General features: G+C 67.6%; 16 protein-coding genes. 10 read left to right on the top strand and 6 right to left on the bottom strand.

What is annotated here, in order from left to right; all coding sequences use genetic code 11:
- Positions 1-108: 108 nt before the first annotated feature.
- Positions 109-1,425, top strand: a complete 1,317-nt coding sequence (locus BHE75_RS16155) for a hemolysin family protein (protein WP_015457873.1) — start codon at positions 109-111, stop codon at positions 1,423-1,425.
- A gap of 62 nt (positions 1,426-1,487) precedes the next feature.
- On the opposite strand, the gene bfr is transcribed toward BHE75_RS16155, so the two are convergent.
- From bfr to BHE75_RS16145, 3 genes are all read right to left on the bottom strand, one after another.
- On the bottom strand, positions 1,488-1,970 hold the full coding sequence (gene bfr, locus BHE75_RS16150; RefSeq protein WP_015457872.1) for a bacterioferritin: 483 nt from the start codon (positions 1,968-1,970) through the stop codon (positions 1,488-1,490).
- Positions 1,971-2,065: 95 nt separating this feature from the next.
- Entirely contained in the window at positions 2,066-2,236 is a 171-nt protein-coding gene (locus BHE75_RS23460) for a (2Fe-2S)-binding protein (protein WP_015457871.1), read from the bottom strand.
- Positions 2,237-2,270: 34 nt separating this feature from the next.
- Entirely contained in the window at positions 2,271-3,500 is a 1,230-nt protein-coding gene (locus BHE75_RS16145; protein WP_070934470.1) for a DUF418 domain-containing protein, read from the bottom strand.
- A gap of 124 nt (positions 3,501-3,624) precedes the next feature.
- On the opposite strand from BHE75_RS16145, the gene BHE75_RS16140 reads away from it, so the two are divergent.
- On the top strand, positions 3,625-4,296 hold the full coding sequence (locus BHE75_RS16140; protein ID WP_015457869.1) for a hemerythrin domain-containing protein: 672 nt from the start codon (positions 3,625-3,627) through the stop codon (positions 4,294-4,296).
- Between the two features lie 30 nt (positions 4,297-4,326).
- Here the strand turns inward: BHE75_RS16140 and BHE75_RS16135 are convergent, their stop codons facing one another.
- Both BHE75_RS16135 and purL read right to left on the bottom strand, forming a co-directional pair.
- Positions 4,327-5,517: an acyltransferase family protein gene (locus tag BHE75_RS16135; RefSeq protein ID WP_254684469.1), complete on the bottom strand. Its 1,191-nt coding sequence runs from the start codon at positions 5,515-5,517 to the stop codon at positions 4,327-4,329.
- Positions 5,518-5,810: 293 nt separating this feature from the next.
- Complete coding sequence (gene purL, locus BHE75_RS16130) at positions 5,811-8,000, bottom strand: phosphoribosylformylglycinamidine synthase subunit PurL (RefSeq protein WP_070934469.1); 2,190 nt, start codon at positions 7,998-8,000, stop codon at positions 5,811-5,813.
- Between the two features lie 137 nt (positions 8,001-8,137).
- Here purL and BHE75_RS16125 point away from each other — a divergent pair, with 137 nt between their 5' ends.
- Positions 8,138-8,596, top strand: coding sequence for a VOC family protein (locus BHE75_RS16125; protein ID WP_015457866.1), 459 nt, complete (start codon positions 8,138-8,140; stop codon positions 8,594-8,596).
- Positions 8,597-8,713: 117 nt separating this feature from the next.
- Here the strand turns inward: BHE75_RS16125 and BHE75_RS16120 are convergent, their stop codons facing one another.
- On the bottom strand, positions 8,714-9,100 hold the full coding sequence (locus BHE75_RS16120; RefSeq protein WP_070934468.1) for a hypothetical protein: 387 nt from the start codon (positions 9,098-9,100) through the stop codon (positions 8,714-8,716).
- A 386-nt stretch (positions 9,101-9,486) separates the two neighbouring features.
- On the opposite strand from BHE75_RS16120, the gene BHE75_RS16110 reads away from it, so the two are divergent.
- The 7 genes from BHE75_RS16110 (at position 9,487) to BHE75_RS16075 (ending at position 17,613) form a co-directional block, all read left to right on the top strand.
- Positions 9,487-10,485, top strand: a complete 999-nt coding sequence (locus BHE75_RS16110) for a cysteine synthase A (RefSeq protein ID WP_041865181.1) — start codon at positions 9,487-9,489, stop codon at positions 10,483-10,485.
- Positions 10,486-10,849: 364 nt separating this feature from the next.
- Positions 10,850-12,256, top strand: coding sequence for a hypothetical protein (locus BHE75_RS16100; RefSeq protein ID WP_070934465.1), 1,407 nt, complete (start codon positions 10,850-10,852; stop codon positions 12,254-12,256).
- A 255-nt stretch (positions 12,257-12,511) separates the two neighbouring features.
- Positions 12,512-12,976 carry a division/cell wall cluster transcriptional repressor MraZ gene (locus tag BHE75_RS16095; protein ID WP_236626857.1) on the top strand — a complete coding sequence of 155 codons (465 nt, stop codon included), beginning with the start codon at positions 12,512-12,514 and terminating at the stop codon, positions 12,974-12,976.
- Positions 12,973-13,944, top strand: coding sequence for a 16S rRNA (cytosine(1402)-N(4))-methyltransferase RsmH (gene rsmH / locus BHE75_RS16090; protein ID WP_070934464.1), 972 nt, complete (start codon positions 12,973-12,975; stop codon positions 13,942-13,944). Before BHE75_RS16095 ends, rsmH begins: the two co-directional genes overlap by 4 nt.
- On the top strand, positions 13,941-14,498 hold the full coding sequence (locus tag BHE75_RS16085) for a hypothetical protein (protein ID WP_070934463.1): 558 nt from the start codon (positions 13,941-13,943) through the stop codon (positions 14,496-14,498). The genes rsmH and BHE75_RS16085 overlap by 4 nt, the downstream gene beginning before the upstream one ends.
- A gap of 50 nt (positions 14,499-14,548) precedes the next feature.
- The gene (locus BHE75_RS16080; protein ID WP_070934462.1) at positions 14,549-16,195 is read left to right on the top strand and encodes a peptidoglycan D,D-transpeptidase FtsI family protein; all 1,647 of its coding nucleotides are present in this window, start codon (positions 14,549-14,551) and stop codon (positions 16,193-16,195) included.
- 2 nt (positions 16,196-16,197) lie between these two features.
- The gene (locus BHE75_RS16075; RefSeq protein WP_070934461.1) at positions 16,198-17,613 is read left to right on the top strand and encodes a UDP-N-acetylmuramoyl-L-alanyl-D-glutamate--2,6-diaminopimelate ligase; all 1,416 of its coding nucleotides are present in this window, start codon (positions 16,198-16,200) and stop codon (positions 17,611-17,613) included.
- The last annotated feature ends 85 nt before the right edge of the window (positions 17,614-17,698 follow it).

Below are 17,698 nucleotides of genomic sequence, written 5' to 3'. Positions count from 1 at the left end.
TGGCGGCAAAACCCTTGGCCGCGGCTGCTTGTTCCGCCGCCGTGCTGAATCTTCGATGACGAGATTGTTGTCCACCAGCAAGATTCCGTTCTATGGGGATATCGCGCCATGCCGCCGGATATTCCCCTCCAGCCCTTCCCTTGGATCGATTGCGTGATCATCATCGCGCTGGTCGCCCTGAATGGCGTGTTCGCGATGTCCGAGCTGGCGATCGTTTCGTCGCGCAAGCCGCGGCTGGAAGCGATGGCGCGGGCCGGGCGCCGGGGGGCGCGCCGCGCGCTCGATCTGGCCGCCGATCCCGGCAAGTTCCTGTCGACGGTGCAGATCGGCATCACCCTGATCGGCATCCTGGCGGGCGCCTATTCGGGCGCCAGCCTGGGCGGGCCGGTGGGCGAGCGGCTGGCCCGGCTCGGCGTGCCGGCGCGGATCGCGGGCGAGGCGGGCTTCGGCCTCGTCATCGTGCTCACCACCTATGTCTCGCTCATCATCGGCGAGCTGGTGCCCAAGCAGTTCGCGCTGCGTTCGCCCGAGCCGATCGCCGCGATCGTGGCGGCGCCGATGCATTGGCTGTCGCGCGTCACCGCGCCGCTGGTGTGGCTGCTCGACCGGTCGAGCGCGCTGATCTTCCGCCTGTTCCGTATCCGCCGCGAATCCGAAACCCATGTGACGGCGGAGGAACTGCACCTGATCGTCGCCGAGGCGTCCAATGCCGGCGTGATCGAGGAGAGCGAGCGGGCGATCATCTCCGGCGTGGTCCGGCTGGCCGATCGCCCGGTCCGCGAGGTGATGACCCCGCGCACCGAGATCGAATGGATCGACGCCACAGCCGATCCCGCCGCCATAGCGGAAAGGCTGCGGGCGATGCCGCACAGCCGGATGCCGGTGGCGGAAGGATCGGTGGATGCGATCTTCGGGGTGGTGCAGGCGCGCGACATCGTCGCGGCGCTCCTGGCGGGCGAGGCGACCGATGTGCGGGCGCTCGCCCGGCCGGCGCCGATCGTGCCCGATCAGATGGACGCGATGAACGCGCTGGAGACGCTGCGCGAGGCCGCGGTGCCGATGGCGCTGGTCCACGACGAATATGGCCATTTCGAAGGGGTGGTGACGCCCGCCGACCTGCTTGCGGCGATCGGCGGCGTGTTCGCGTCCGACCGGGAGGAAGGCACCGATCCGCCCTTCGTGGAGCGCGAGGACGGAAGCTGGCTGATCTCGGGATCGGCAGCGGCGGACATGATGGCCGACCGGCTGGCCCTGCCGCTGCCCGAGGATCGCGATTACGCGACCTGCGCGGGCTTCGCCCTGTCCGTGCTCAAGCATCTGCCCACGGTGGGCGAGAGCTTCGTCGAGGATGGCTGGCGCTTCGAGATCGTGGACATGGACGGCCGCAAGATCGACAAGATGCTGGCGAGCCGCGCCGGCGACTAAGGGGAAAACCGGCCGGGCGGGCGGGGGAGACCGCGCCGCCCGCCACGGCCCTTCAACCCCGGTCAGCTTTCGTGCGCGGGCTCCGACTGGAGCTGGACATAGTTCTGGATGCCCATGCGTTCGATCAGGTCGAACTGCTTTTCCAGCGCATCGACATGGTCTTCCTCGCTGTCGAGGATGTCGCGCAGCAGATCGCGCGTCACATAATCGCGCACCGTCTCGCAATGGGCGATGGCGTCGCGCAGCAGGGGGATGGCCTCGTTCTCCAGCGCGAGATCGGCCTTGAGGATCTCCTCCACCGTCTCGCCGATCTTCAGCCGGCCGAGCAGCTGGAAGTTGGGCAGGCCATCGAGGAAGAAGATGCGTTCCGCCAGCTTGTCGGCGTGCTTCATCTCGTCGATGGATTCGCCATATTCGAACTTGGCGAGCTTGGTGACGCCCCAATGTTCGAGCATGCGGTAATGGAGGAAATATTGGTTGATCGCGGTTAGCTCGTTCTTGAGCACCTCGTTCAGATAATCGATGACCTTGGGGTCGCCCTTCATGATGAATCTCCGGCTATACGCCGAAGATCATAGCCGGAATGACTTGGAAAATCACCGAAAAATGGCGGATTTCCGCCGATTTTTAGTTGCGGCTGCTAAGCAGTCGCACGTTCGGAGGCGATGATTTCCCGTGCGAATGGGACGCATTGTCCGCAGCGTGCGCGGCGGCCCAGCGCCGCATAGGCCTGGCAGGGGGAGCTATGTCCGGCCCGCGCGGCTTCCCGCACATCCTTCTCGCGAATCGCGTTGCAAACGCAAACGACCATCAATGCCTCTCCGTCTTCGGAAGGAGAGATAGCGCTACTGAGAGTGCCTCGCAATATCCTGCCTGCGGATCGGCTGCATTTTTCCACGGGCCAGCGATCGCCACAGCCATTCGAAGGGGCCGTAGACGAAGCGATCGAGCCAGAATCGACTCCAGACCAGCATGATCGCCCAGGTCGCGACGACGATGCCGAGCAGGGCGAATCGATCGAGCCGGCCGTAAAGACCCAGGCCGTAGCCGTAGAAGAGGCCGGTCATCAGCAGGCTCGGCCCGAGATAATTGGAAAGCGCGACCCGCCCGGCGGCGGCCACGCGATCGCGCAAGGCCGATCGTCCGCCCGTCAGCCAGATCATGGCCAGCGCGATATGGCCGAGCGCCATGAACGGCCGGGCCGGCAGCCCCAGCGGCATGGCGGCGCCGAACATGATGAGCGCGTCGAACCCCCGCCACCAGCAGAATGCGGCGAGCAGCAGCGAGAGCGGCAGGCCGGTGCCGTAACCGATCAGGGCGGCGCGGACGTAGCCGGCGCGGCTCCAGCCGCCTGTCAGGAAGCCGCTGCGCAGGCCGGCCATGCCGAGCAGCATCAGGCCCAGCGTCTCCGGCCCGAACATCAGCATCTGCACCAGCGGCACCATCGTCGAATCCGTCAGCCGATGGACGACCTGCGGGAGATAGGGGCCGCGATGGAGCGTCAGCTCCCGGGCGATGGCATCGGCCGGGGGGATGCCATATCCCTGCTGCAGGTCGATCCAGGACGCGCCGTCCGGCGCCCCGCCGGCCACGGCGGCGAACAGGATCGCGAACATCGCGCCCTGCAGGACCAGCAGCAGCATCCCCCAGCGGACCAGATCGCGCGGCGGCGCTTCCGCGAAGAACCATGCCGCGCAGCCGGCGACGGCATAAAGCGACAATATGTCGCCATCCCAGATGAAGTAGAAATGGGCGAGGCCGATGGCCAGCAGCCAGCCCATCCGGCGGAAATGGATGCGCTCGCCATCCGCTCCGGCCGCCCTGGCGCGATCGAGCACGATCAGCAGGCTGGCCCCGAACAGCAGTGAGAAGATCGCCCGCATCTTCCCGTCCACGAGGACGAACTCCACCATCCACAGCGCGATCTCGGCCGGGCCGGCCGCGCCATAGGCCAACGGGTTGAAATAGGCCGCAAAGGGCATCGCGAAGGCGGCGATGTTCATGAGGAGGATGCCCATCACCGCCAGCCCGCGCAGACCGTCTAGGGTGGGGAGGCGCTGGGGCGTGGCGGTCATGGCCCCGCCATGTCCCGAGCCGGCGATGCGGTCAATCGCGGAACATGCGTCCCTGCCGGCGGTTGAGGAACAAGCACGTAGCTGCATGCACGCGAACAAGCATAAATCATTGAAGGAGCGTCACATGGCCACCACGGCACAGGGCGATCGCGGCCGCACGTCACATGCCGCCCGATCCCAGCCCCGTTCGCAATCGACCGGCAAGTTCACCGCGCGAAGCGCGCGGGGCGCCGTCGATCGATCGGGCAATCACCGGACCAGCACCGCGACGATCATCGGCGTGGCGGCGGCGGGCCTGGCGACCGGCCTTCTCGCCAATTTCGGCCGCCGGGCGGCGATGCAGGCGCCGAGCGCGCTGACCGGCGACTGGTTCGAGGCGCTGAAGGCGGAGCATCGCGCCGCGCTTGCGCTTTTCGATGCGCTGCAGGCGACCGACGGCGATCAGGTGCGCCGCCGCGCCATCCTGCTCGCCCAGCTTCGCCACGCGCTGGAGAAGCATACCTTCACCGAGGAGACGGTGATCTACCCGGCGCTGCGCGACTGGGGCGACAAGGCGGATGCGGACAAGCTCAACCACGATCACGGCTATGTGAAGCAATATCTCTTCACGCTGGATCGGATGGCGAAGGACGCGCCCGAATTCGCGATGGAGATCGCCGAATTCCGCGACATGCTGGAAGCGCATATCCGCGAGGAGGAGGAATCGATCTTCCCGCAGCTCCATGCCGCCCTTTCCGAAGAGAAGAACAAGGCGCTGACCTCGGCCGCCAATTGGGAGGGGTTCAAGCTCGCCTGATATCCGGCCGGCGCCGGCCGGCCCGGATGGTCAGGGGACAGGAGCCACCGCCGCCACCGGGTCGGCCGGGACGGCGGCGGGCTTCTGCCGGAGCTTCCGCCGCGACCATTGCTGGGCGGGATGCTCGATCCAGCGATAGCTGAGATAGGCGAAGCCGATCGTGATCGCGAGCATCAGGATCGACATGAAATCCCCGAACAAGGGCGATCCGCCGACCTGGTTATGGCCGTCGATGGTCGTCACCAGATCGAGCCTGCCGTGCGACAGCTTCTCGATGATGCCGAGCGCGTTCACGGTGCGATATTCCAGGAAGCCGTGGATCATGTAGATCGAATAGGAAAGCGTGCCCATCAGCAGGAAGGGCGGCTTCAGCAGCAGCTTCGCCACCGCGCCCCGCTGGAGCGAGAAGAGCAGGACCACCCCGAAGAAGATGGGCGGCACGATCAGCGACAGGGGCTTGGAGCCCGAAATGCTGACGATCTGCACCGTGATGACGATGGCGGCGATTTCCAGCATGGTGGCGAGTGCGGCGGGAAGCTCCTTGCGGGCGGCGATCCATTTATGCGCCTGGAAGGCCACCACGCCCAGCGAGAAGCCGAACAGGCAGCGGGCCAGCGCGCCATCGTGGAACACGTTCAGATAGCGATCGGTGAGGTTGAACAGATAGATGCCGCACAGCGCCGCGAGCACGAGGCAGAGCGGGATCAGAATCGGCCGCGCCCAGCGGAACACGAAGGCAAAGATCAGATATGTCCACATCTCCACGGCGATGCTCCAGGACGGGCCGTTCCAGCCCGTGCCGTCCGGCCCGATGAAGGTCTGCACCAGGAACAGGCTCGCGAGCAGCGATGGGATGTCGTTGGGCGCCTGGAACGGCTGCCGGTCCGCCTGGCCCAGCACGCCGGTGGCGAAGACGATCTCGAACGCCAGGAACACCATCAGCACGAAGAAGTGGAGCGGATAGATCCGCCCCATGCGCAGCCCCATGAACTTGCCGATGGAAAAGCCGTTGGTGATCCGGTCGCCATAGCTGGCCGAAATGACGAAGCCGCTCAACACGAAGAAGAAATCGACGAAGAGCGAACCGTTCTTCACCAGCGCCGAATTGCTGATGATCCCGGGCGTGTGGAAATGCAGGAGAACGATCATGCTCGCGCAGATGCCGCGCAGGCTATCGAGCGCAAGGAAGCGCGATATGGCTGTTCCGCTCGCATTCGCCATCGATATACCCCCGTCCATCCCGCGATCGGCCCGGTGGTGGGGGCGATCACATGGCGCAACTCGGCGGGCGCGCATCGGTTCCTGCGGAAATATGACGTGAAGAATGGATGCGCGCAGCCGGGTAACGATCCTCCGCTAAAATTCGCGGGATCCTGTTAGCACCAAAGCCGGCGGCGGAAAATCCCGCCAGGGATCGGCCAGGGATCGGCCAGGGATCGGAGTGTGGGCGGCTGTCGGCTCGCGTATCGGGCCCGTGCCCTCCCGCGTCACGATGGCGCGGGAGGGAAGGGGCATCAGGCGAGCGCGGCGTCGGCGCCCATCAGCTTGGGGAAGAAGCCTTCATGCGCCTTGCGCAGGTCGGCGAGCTGGACGTTGACGCCGTCGCCCGCCTTCACGCTGTGGCCGCCGACGGCGCCGATCCGCACGGCGCCCGGCACGTCCACGCCCGGCGCTGCCGTCACGACATAGCGGCCCTGATCCTCGCCGAAGGCCTCCGCCGCCGAGGCGATCGGATCGAGGCTGGCGCCGATGCCGCCCGCCAGCGCCATTTCGGCCACCGCGACCAGCAGGCCGCCATCCGAAAGATCGTGGACGGCGTTCACCGTGCCGTTGGCGATCAGCTTGCGGACGAGATCGCCGGACGCCTTCTCCTTGACGAGATCGACGGTGGGCGCGGGGCCGGCCTCGCGGCCATGGATCTCGCGCAGCCAGACGGACTGGCCGAGATGGCTGCCCTTGCCGCCGATCAGCCAGATGCCGTCGCCCTCGCTCTTGAAGGCGACGGTGGCGGATTTCGACCAGTCGGACAGCAGGCCGATGCCGCCGATCGCGGGTGTCGGCAGGATGGCGGAGCCGCCCCCGGTCGCCTTGCTCTCATTGTAGAGCGAGACGTTGCCCGACACGATCGGGAAGGCAAGCTCGCGGCAGGCCTCGCCCATGCCGTCCAGGCAGCCGACGAACTGCGCCATGATTTCCGGGCGCTGCGGATTGGCGAAATTCAGGCAGTTGGTGACGGCCAGCGGCAGCGAGCCCACCGCGGAGAGGTTGCGATAGCATTCGGCGATCGCCTGCTTGCCGCCTTCATAGGGGTCCGCATAGCAGTAACGCGGCGTGCAGTCGGTGGAGATGGCGATGCCCTTCTCCGTGTCATGCACGCGGACGACGGCGGAATCGCCACCGGGGCGCTGCACCGTGTCGGCGCCGACCATGTGGTCATATTGCTCCCAGATCCAGCGGCGCGAGGCGAGATCGGGCGACGCCATCAGCGTGACGAGATCGGCGCCCAGATCGGCCGATTCGGGCACATCGCCAAGCGGCTCCACCTTCGCCCAGGCGGCATAGTCCTCGCGGCTGAGCGACGGGCGGTCGTAGAGCGGGGCCTCGTCCGCCAGCGGGGCGAGCGGGATGTCGCACACCGTCTCGCCATTGTGGACGAGGATCATGCGGCCGGTGTCGGTGACTTCGCCGATCACCGCGAAATCCAGCTCCCACTTGCGGAAGATCGCCTCGGCGAAGGCTTCCTTGCCGGGCTTCAGCACCATGAGCATCCGCTCCTGGCTTTCCGACAGCATCATCTCGTAAGCGGTCATGCCCTCTTCGCGCTGGGGCACCTTGTTCATGTCGAGCAGCAGGCCGACCCCGCCCTTGGAGGCCATCTCCACCGAGGAGGAGGTGAGGCCGGCGGCCCCCATGTCCTGGATGGCGACGATCGCGTCCGAGGCCATCAGTTCCAGGCAGGCTTCGATCAGCAGCTTTTCGGTGAAGGGGTCGCCGACCTGCACGGTCGGGCGCTTCTCCTCCGAATCCTCGCCGAAATCGGCCGAGGCCATGGTGGCGCCGTGGATGCCGTCGCGCCCGGTCTTGGACCCGACATAGACGATCGGATTGCCGACGCCCGACGCCGCCGAATAGAAGATCTTGTCGGTTTCGGCGACGCCCACCGTCATCGCATTGACCAGGATGTTGCCGTCATAGGCGCGGTGGAAATTCACCTCGCCCCCCACCGTCGGCACGCCCACGCAATTGCCGTAGCCGCCGATGCCGTGGACGACGCCCGCGATCAGGTGGCGCATCTTGGGATGGTCCGGCCGGCCGAAGCGCAGCGCGTTCATGTTGGCGACCGGCCGCGCGCCCATGGTGAACACGTCGCGCAGGATGCCGCCCACGCCGGTGGCAGCGCCCTGATAGGGCTCGATATAGGATGGGTGGTTGTGGCTCTCCATCTTGAAGATGGCGGCCTGGCCGTCGCCGATATCGACGACGCCGGCATTCTCGCCGGGGCCGCAGATCACCCAGGGCGCCTTGGTCGGCAGCTTCTTCAGGTGGATGCGCGAAGACTTGTAGGAGCAGTGCTCCGACCACATCACCGAGAAGATGCCGAGCTCCGTCAGATTGGGCTCGCGGCCGAGGGCGGCGAGGACGCGCTCATATTCTTCGGGGGAGAGGCCGTGCTCGGCGACGATCTGGGGAGTGATCTCGGTCATGCGCGCGCCCTCTAGAGCATATTGGCCGCCGTTTGAACCACCCGTCGCTTTTATCCGTTCCCTCCGTGGATTCGGATTCGACTTGGGCCGCGAATCGTGCCTATGTTCCTATTATGTTCTTAAAATGGGAGGTTGCCATGGTCGATCCGATTCCCGCAGGCTACCACAGCGTCACACCTTATCTGGTCGTCGATGACGGGGCGGCTGCCATAGAATTCTACAAGCAGGCTTTCGGCGCGGAGGAAGTGCTGCGCATGCCGATGGGCGACCGCATCGGCCATGCCGAGATCAAGATCGGCGATTCGCATGTCATGCTGGCCGACGAATGGCCGGACATGGACCATCTCGGCCCCAGGTCGCGGGGCGGCACCACCGTGAGCCTGCTGATCTACGTGCCCGATGTGGATGCGGCCTTCGCCAGGGCGATCGAGGCCGGCGGCAGGGAGGATCGCGCCGTGGCCGATCAATTCTATGGCGACCGCGCAGGCACGCTGACCGATCCGTTCGGGCATCAGTGGACCCTCGCCACCCATGTCGAGGATGTCTCGATCGAGGAATGCCGCCGCCGCCTGGACGAGATGACGGCCAAGGCCTGATCGGCCGCCGCTGAATCCTCACGAAAAAGGCCGACGGATCGCTCCGCCGGCCTTTTCGGATGGCCCGTCCGGCGGGCCTGATGGAAGGAGGCGCGCCCGCGCGGGCGCGGATCGGGTTCAGGCCTTGCAGCTCTGGCTGGCCTTGCCCGGCCGCTCGAGCGTGACGCTGGTGCCGTCGCCGGTGAGCTTATAGCCTTCGGCGACGAAGGGCTCGCCCTTGGCGGGCGCGGTCAGGCGGGTGGCGGGGCCGGTCTTCTCCGCGCGGATATCGGCGCTGGTGCCGTCCGCGAAGAAATCGACATAAGCGAGGCTGTTGTCCTTGCAGCGATAGGTGCGGCTGGCGCTGAGCGCCGGCGGCAGCGTCACGGGCGGGGCCTCGGCCAGGTTGGCGGCATCCGGATCGGCCGGGCCGGCGTTGACCGTCTCCGGTTCCGTATTGCAGGCCGCAAGGGAGAGGAGGGCCGCGAGGGACGCGGCCGCGAGCGTCAGGGGGGCTTTTTGCATAGCGGGATGATTTTGACGCGCTGCAACCGCGCGTCAAGCCTGAGATTTATTACATCTGCAGCTTATCAGCAGAATCCTTCATCGCAAGGGGCCGATCCGGTCCTGTTTTAAGGTTCTGCGCAACATCTTGGCAGAGCGTCGGAAAATCTCGAATCCCGCGGTCCTGGGCCATTGCCGCGGCGATGCCGCCGCCGGTCCGGGGCGGAAGGCGGTGCTTCCGATACGACGAGCCGTTCCGCATCGCCGCAACGATATGCCTCATAATGGGACTGACGGTGCGGCCCGCCGCCGGACGGGATTCGCGGATGCCGCCCGAAGCTTCGCTGTATCCCGGGCAAACAGAAGCCCGCTTGCCGGCCGCGCGAAGGCTCGGCTATCTGCCGGTCATGGCCATAGCCCCCACCGCGCCGAACACCCTCGCGCTGATCGGCAATACCCCGCTCGTCCGCCTGAACGGCCCCAGCGCCGCCACCGGCTGCGACATCCTTGCCAAATGCGAATTCATGAACCCCGGCGGATCGGTGAAGGATCGCGCCGCGCTGTTCATCGTCCAGGATGCCGAGGAGCAGGGGCTGCTGAAGCCCGGCGGCGTGATCGTGGAAGGGACGGCGGGCAATACCGGCATCGGCCTGGCGCTGGTCGGCAATGCCAAGGGCTATCGCACGATCATCGTGATGCCGGAGACCCAGAGCCAGGAGAAGAAGGACACGCTGCGCGCGCTGGGGGCCGAGTTGGTGCTGGTGCCGGCCGCGCCTTATTCCAGCTCCGCCCATTTCGTCCACACCTCGCGCCGGATCGCCGAGGAGACGGAGAATGCGGTCTGGGCCAACCAGTTCGACAATATCGCCAACCGCATGGCGCATATCCGCACCACCGCCGCCGAGATCTGGGAGCAGACGGGCGGCCGGATCCACGGCTTCACCTGCGCGGTGGGCACCGGCGGCACGCTGGCCGGCGTGGGCATGGGGCTGAAGGCGTTCGACGAAGATGTCGTGATCGCGCTCAGCGATCCGCACGGCGCCGCGCTCTACAGCTATTATGAGACGGGCGAGCTGAAGGCGGAGGGATCGTCCGTCGCCGAGGGCATCGGCCAGGGGCGGATCACCGCCAATCTCGAAGGCGCGCCGGTGGATACGCAGTTCCGCATTTCCGACGAGGAAGGGCTGGAGCAGGTGCATCGCCTGCTGATGGACGAAGGGCTGTGCGTGGGCCTTTCATCCGGCATTAATGTGGCCGGTGCCATCGCCCTGGCCGAGCAGATGGGGCCTGGGCACACCATCGTCACCATCCTGTGCGATTCGGGATTCCGTTATCTTTCGACGCTCTTCAACCAGGATTGGCTGGCGGCGAAGGGCTTGACGGTGCCGCCGTGGCTGGTGCGATAAGCTGTTCGACAAGCGCGACGGGCTGGGTTAGGCTTTACACAAAGTGGAATTGCGTTCGCCTCGGTTCCGTTTGTGGAAGGGAATGAATGCAGCGGGTTCGCATCGGTTTGACCGGGCTTGCCGGCGTCTTCGTGCTCGTATTGTTCGCCGCGGCCTTCTTCGGGGTGGTCAGCGACGAGCCGACGGTCTCGACGGACGCGACGGGCAATGTGGTGATTGAAGAGACTGCCAACACGGCCGCCCCGGTGGGGCCGCCCAAGGNGCCGCTGGCCGAACTCGGCGTGGCCCCCGGCGCCGCGCCGGAAGCCGGCGAGGGCAATGTGACGCCTTCGGATGGTGCGGCGCATCCCTGATCGCGCCTGACATGGCGGCCGGTTCTGGCGGGGCCGTGCCGGCCCGCATCTCCGGACGCTGGCCCGCCGTTGCCTGCTGGGCCGGTGCCTATGCTTTCGCGGAAACGCTGGCCGGCCTGCTTTCGATCGCGATCGCGGGCCATGACCGTGCCGACTGGACCCCCTTTCTGGCGTGCCGGCCCTGGCTCCTTGCCACGGCCGCGCTCCTGCTTGCCGCCCGGCCATGGCGCTTCCGGCTTGCGGCGATGGCGCTGGGCCTGGCCGGCGCGACGTTGGGCGGGGCGCTTTGGCTGGCCGCCAAGGGGGCCGGTGACGCGATCGCGGCGCTGCGCATATTCGGCGCGGGTATCCTGCTGCTGGCCGCCGTCGAGCTGGTCCTGCGCCTGGCCCGCTGGGCTGGCGGCCGGCGTTGGCGCCTGCTTGCTGCGGCTTTGCTCTTGGGGCTGGCGCTGCTGCCCGGTGCCGTCGCGGCCTATGAGCGGGTGGCGCTCGGCCCCCTCGATCCGCCGCCGCCCGCCCGCCGGCCGCCGCTGCATCTGTTGAGCGGCCTGCCGCTGATCTGGTCGGAAGGCGGCGTGGCCGAAACGCTCGGGCGGTCGCGTCCGCTCGCGGCCATGCTCCTCCTGCGCTCCCGTCACGATGTCCTTCCCCTCGCGGCGGCGCGGCCGCGATCGCTTGCCGGTCCCGGCCCCTTGCTGGCCGTGCAGCCGCGCATCGACGCGGAAGGATTGGTGGCGTTGGACGATTGGGTGCGGCGCGGGGGGCGGATGCTGCTGCTTGCCGATCCCGACCTGCGCTGGCCTACGCGGCTTCCCCCCGGCGATCCCGCGCGGCCGCCGGGCGTGGCGCCGTTGCTGCCGCTGCTCGCGCATTGGGGCCTCGCCCTGTCGCCGGCCGGCGGCGATCCCCTGATGCTGCGTGATGTGGAATGGGCGGGCGCGGTGTGGCGCGTGCGCCCCGGCGCCCCCGGCCGCCTCGCCTCGACGGATGGCGCCTGCGCGATCCTCGCCGGCGGCCTCGCCGCCGATTGCCGGATCGGGCAGGGGAGGGCGGTGATCCTCGCCGATGCCGATCTGCTGGACGACGATCTGTGGGTGGGAATGGGATCGCATGGCACCGGCCGCTTCCGCCGCACCGCCGACAACGGCCCGCTGATCGCCGCGATCCTTGCCGATCTGGGGGACGGCCAGCCAGTTGAACCTAGCGATTCCGTGGTCTGGATCGAGTCGCCCCAGCGCCCCGACCGGCATTGGCTGCTGGCGCTGCTGCCCTCCCTGCTGCTGCTTGCCGCTGGCCTCGTGATGGGCCGGCGTGGCATTCATGCAGCGGTTGTCACGAAATCCTCACAAACTTATCCACAGGCCATGCACAGGTACAAAGAAAGAACAGTGGCGGATTTCCGTCATCGGAGGGAATAAGGCCCCCGATATCACCCATCAGAATCCACAGGATTCCCATCCAGTGGTATTGAAAACCATATGATCCCCTGATACGCCCAGAGCACTCCGGGGCGCGGGGGAGATTCCATCTTATTCGCGACCAGCGCCCGCCGGAGGAGACGACGGCGTGTGCGGGGAATGGTCCCTGGCTCCGTCGCAGTGGGGTCTTGGGACGTGGAAATCAGGGACTTTTTCCACGGTAGTGCATTGAACGCGGTCGATGCGAAGGGCCGCGTGTCGCTCCCTGCCCCTTTCCGCACCGTCATCGATCGCCGCACGCATCGCGCCCTGATGCCCGGCGAATTCCCGTCGCCCGAAAAGTTCATCCTGCTCGGCGAGCATGAGCGCCTGCCCTGCCTCCAGGCGTTCGACCCCGCTTATTCGCCGGAGCTGCACAGCTTCGTGGGCGAGCGCGTCGATGCGCGCGGCGACGGCATGGACCGGATGTCGGCCATGGATTTCGAGCAGATGGACGTGTTCGGCGCCTATCTGCAGGCCAATTACGACGATGCCGGCCGCATGGTGCTTTCGCCGATGTTCCGCGCGATCGCGGAGATAGAGGGACTGGCCTTCTTCCTGGGCGCCGGCGCCACCTTCCAGATCTGGAACCCGCATAAGTTCCTGGAGCATTGCCAGGACAAGCCGCGCGTCGTGCGCGCGCTGGAATTTATGCTGAAGGAAAGGGGCGCGAAGGCATGACCCAGCCCGCCCCCGATCCGCGCCACGATCCCGTCCTGATCGCCGAAGTCGTCGCCGGCCTCGCCCCCGCCCCGGGCGAGGTGATGGTGGACGGCACCTTCGGCGCGGGCGGCTACAGCCGCGCCCTGCTTGCCGCGGGCGCGGACGTCTACGCCTTCGATCGCGATCCGGATGCGATCGCCGAAGGCGCGCCGCTGGTCGCCGCCAATGACGGCCGGCTGCACCTGATCGCCGAGCGCTTCTCCCGCATGGAAGAAGCCTTGGCGGAGCGCGGGGTCGGCCCGGTCGACGGCGTGACGCTCGATATCGGCGTCTCGTCCATGCAACTCGACCGGGCCGAACGCGGCTTTTCCTTTCAGGCGGATGGCCCGCTCGACATGCGGATGGAGCAGGACGGGCAGAGCGCGGCCGATTTCGTGAACCATGCGGACGAGGCGGAGATCGCCGACGTGCTGCACCATCTGGGCGAGGAGCCGCGCGCACGGCGCGTCGCCCGCGCGATCGTGGCGGCGCGGCCGATCACCCGCACGTCCGATCTGGCCGAGGTGGTGCGCCGCGCGCTGGGCCACAAGCCGCATGAGAAGAAGGACCCGGCGACCCGGACTTTCCAGGCGATCCGCATCCACGTCAATCGCGAGCTGGAGGAGCTGGAGCAGGGGCTGGCGGCGGCCGAGCGCGTGCTCGCCCCCGGCGGCCGGCTGGCGATCGTGTCCTTCCATTCGCTGGAGGACCGGATCGTCAAGCGCTTCCTGCGCGAACGTTCCGGCGCGATGCCCACGGGTTCGCGCCACCGCCCCGATGCGGGCGCCGCCGGGCCTTCGCCGAGTTTCGAGGCCGTCGCCAAGCCGGTGCGGGCCGGCGAGGCGGAGCTTGCCCGCAATCCCCGCGCCCGTTCCGCCACGTTGCGCGTCGCCCGTCGCACCACCGCCGCCGCCTGGCCTGTATCGTATAAAGGAGTTCCGTCATGATCGCCGCCGCGCGCTTTCGTTCCGTCCTGTGGGTCGCCGCAGCGTCGACGGCCGGGCTGGCATGCTACATGGTGACGCAGGGCGTCGCCGCCGAACGGGCCGAGCTTGCCCGCACGGAACGGGCGATCCTGGCCAACCGCGTCGCCATCCGCGATCTGGAGACGGAATTGGGCACGCGCGGCAGCCTTGCCCAGATGGAACGGTGGAACGCGCAGGCGCTGGCCCTGAAGGCGCCCGAGGCGCGGCAGTTCATCGGTGGGGAGGTGCAGCTCGCCAGCCTGGGCATGCCGGCCAAGCCCGCCATGGAGGCGAAGCTGGTGCAGGTGGCGGCGGCGAAGCCGGTCGCTCCGGTGGCGCCTTCCGCCCCGGCCGAGCCTGATGCCGTCGGCACCGAGGAGCCGATGCTGCGCCACGCCACTTACATGAAGCCGGCGCCGGATCGCGTCGCCGGGCTCGAACGCAAGATTTCCGCGCGCGGGGATCTGCTGGGCGCGGACGCGCTGGCCGAGATCGGCCGCATTGCCCGCACCGAGCGGGCGCCGGGCGCCCAGTGACGGCGGTCGCCGCCCCTCCTCACAGAATCCGCATCGCCGATCAGCGCGAAATGGGTGTCGCCGTCACCCATTTCCGCCTGATGGTGGTGCTGCTGGCGTTCGCCTTCGTCACATTGCTGATCGTGATGAAGCTGATCTGGATGGCGGTTTCGTCCGAACCCGCCGGGCGGGGCGGCGACGGTGCCGGGCTGATCCCCGATCGGGGGGACATCATCGATCGCAACGGCATGCAGCTTGCGCGCACGTTCAACGCCTGGTCGATCGCCGTGCACCCGGACAAGATATTGGGGGATCGCCGCGCGATCGCCGGGCAGCTTGCCGAACTGATGCCCGAACGGACGGCAGCGCAATATCTGGCGATCCTGAATTCGGGCAAGTCCTTCGTCTATCTGCGCCGCCGCGCGCTGCCGGAACTGGTGCGTGCGGTGAACGCGATCGGCGAACCCGGTATCGCGCTGGGGCGGGAGCCGGAGCGGCTTTATCCGCAGGGCGCGCTGGCGGCCCATGTCGTCGGCTACACCAATCTCGACGGGGCAGGCGCGGCCGGGCTGGAACGCGAATATAATGCGCGGCTGACCGGCGAGACGACGCGGATGGCGCCGCTCCAGCTTTCGATCGACGCCCGCGTGCAGCAGGCGCTGGAATCGCAGCTTGGCGAGGCGATGGCCCATTTCAGCGCGATCGGCGCCGCCGGTATCGTGATGGACGTGCGGACCAGCGAGGTGCTGGCGCTCACGTCGCTGCCCGAAATCAATCCCAACGCGCCGGGCAAGGCATCGCCGGAGGCTGGCTTCAACCGCGCGACGCTGGGCGTCTATGAGCTTGGATCGACCTTCAAGCCCTTCACCGTCGCCATGGCGATGGACAGCGGCATCATCACCAGCTTCGGCCAGATGTATGATTGCCCGCGCGCGCTGAAGGCGGGCCGCTTCACCATCACCGATACCCATCCCTTCGGCCGCCGCTGCAGCGTGGCGGAGATCATGAAGGAATCCTCCAACATCGGCACCGCGCAGATCGCCATGGAGGTGGGCGCCGAACGGCAGCGCGCCTTCCTGAAGCGCATGGGCTTCCTGGAGCCGGTCTCGATCGAGCTTGGCGAGCGCGGCCGCACGCTGACGCCGGGCGCCAATTGGGGGGAGATCGCGACGATGACGGTGGGCTACGGCCACGGCATCGCGGTGACGCCGCTGCACCTCGCCACCGGCTATGCCACCCTGTTCAACGGCGGCATCTGGCGTCCGGCGACGCTGATCAAGACGGGGCCGCACCATCCCGTCCCGGCCGGCCGGCGCGTGTTCACCGAGGAGACGTCGGACAGGATGCGCGCGCTGCTGCGCCTCGTCGTCACCAACGGCACCGGCAAGAACGCCAATGCGCCGGGCTATCGCGTCGGCGGCAAGACCGGCACGGCGGAAAAGATCCAGGGCGGGCGCTACACCCACGGCGCGGTGGTGACCACGTTCGCTGGTGTTTTCCCGATGGACGACCCCCGCTATGTGGTCATCGCGATGCTCGACGAGCCGAAGGCGACCAAGGAAACCTACGGCTTTCACACCGCCGGCTGGAACGTGGCGCCGGTGGTGAAGCAGGTCGTCGCGCGAATCGGCCCGCTGCTGGGGGTTGCCCCGGACGAGGGCCGCGATGTGGATCTGACCGGCGTGCTTCAGTACGTCCGTCCTGAAAAAGGCAAGTGAGTATGCGGCTCGGCGCGTTGACCGGGGCAGATGAGGACCTGACGGTCACCGGCTTCGCGATCGATCATCGCAAGGTGGCCCCCGGCACGGTGTTCGGCGCCTTCACCGGCACGCGCTTCAATGGCGAGGATTTCATTCCCGCCGCGATCGCGGCCGGGGCCATAGCGGTGGTGGCGCGGCCGGAGGCGACGGTGGAGGGCGCCGTCCATATCGCCGATGCGGAGCCGCGCCGCGCCTTCGCCCGGCTTGCCGCCAAATTCTTCGCCCCCTTCCCGGAAACCGTGGTCGCGGTGACGGGCACCAACGGCAAGACCTCCACGGTGGAGCTGGCCCGGCAATTGTGGCGGGCGGCGGGCCATCACGCCGCCTCGATCGGCACGCTGGGCGTCACCACTTCGGAGGATCAGGTTTCGACCGGCCTCACCACGCCCGATGTCGCGACCTTCCTCTCCAATGTCGCCGGCCTCCGCCGCGAGGGCGTGACCCATGTTGCCTTCGAGGCATCGAGCCACGGGCTCGCCCAGTTTCGCACCGAAGGGCTGCCGGTGCAGGCGGCCGCCTTCACCAACCTGAGCCGCGACCACCTCGATTATCATCACACCATGGAAGCCTATCTGGAGGCGAAGCTCCGTCTGTTCAGCGAGGTGGTGGACGCCAACGGCACGGCGGTGGTGTGGGCGGACGATCCCGCATCCGCCCGCGTGATCGAGATAGCGCGCGAGCGCGGCCTCAAGGTGATCGATGTCGGCCACAAGGGGGAGGTGATCCGGCTGGCGGAGCGCATTCCCACCCATCTCGGCCAGACGCTGGTGCTGGAGATCGAGGATCGCCGCCACAAGGTGAACCTGCCACTGATCGGTGCCTATCAGGCGGCCAATGCGCTCACCGCGCTGGGCCTCGTGCTGGCGACCGGGGGCGAGCTTGAGCGGACGCTTGCCGATCTCGCCCGCGTCCAGCCGGTGCGCGGGCGGCTGGAGCGGGCGGTGATCGCCCGCAACGGCGCGCCCGTCTATGTCGATTACGCCCATACGCCCGATGGGCTGGAGGCCGCGATCCAGGCGCTGAAGCCGCATGCGAAAGGCCGCCTGATCACCGTGTTCGGCGCGGGCGGCGATCGCGATACCGGCAAGCGGCCGGAAATGGGCGCCATCGCCGTCCGCCTGTCCGATCATGTCATCGTGACGGACGATAATCCCCGCAGCGAGGACCCTGCCGCGATCCGCCGCGACGTGCTGGCCGGGGCGCCGGGCGCGATCGAGATCGGCGGCCGGCGCGAGGCGATCGCGGCGGCGATTGCGGAGGCGGGTGCCGACGATATCGTGCTGATTGCCGGCAAAGGGCATGAGCAGGGCCAGATCGTCGGCGACATGGTGCTGCCCTTCGACGACGTGACGGTCGCGCGGGAGTGCGCGGCATGAGCGGGAACGCGACCTTGCTCCTCCTCCCTTCCAAGGGAGGGGGCCGGGGAGCGGGCGAGTCCGGTGCATATCGGCGCGCGCTCAC

Origin of the sequence: Edaphosphingomonas haloaromaticamans (assembly GCF_001853345.1) — a bacterium.
Classification (GTDB): Bacteria; Pseudomonadota; Alphaproteobacteria; order Sphingomonadales; family Sphingomonadaceae; genus Sphingomonas_E; species Sphingomonas_E fennica.
The sequence above is the reverse complement of the archived record's forward strand: the minus strand, read 5'-3'. Positions and strand labels throughout refer to the sequence as shown.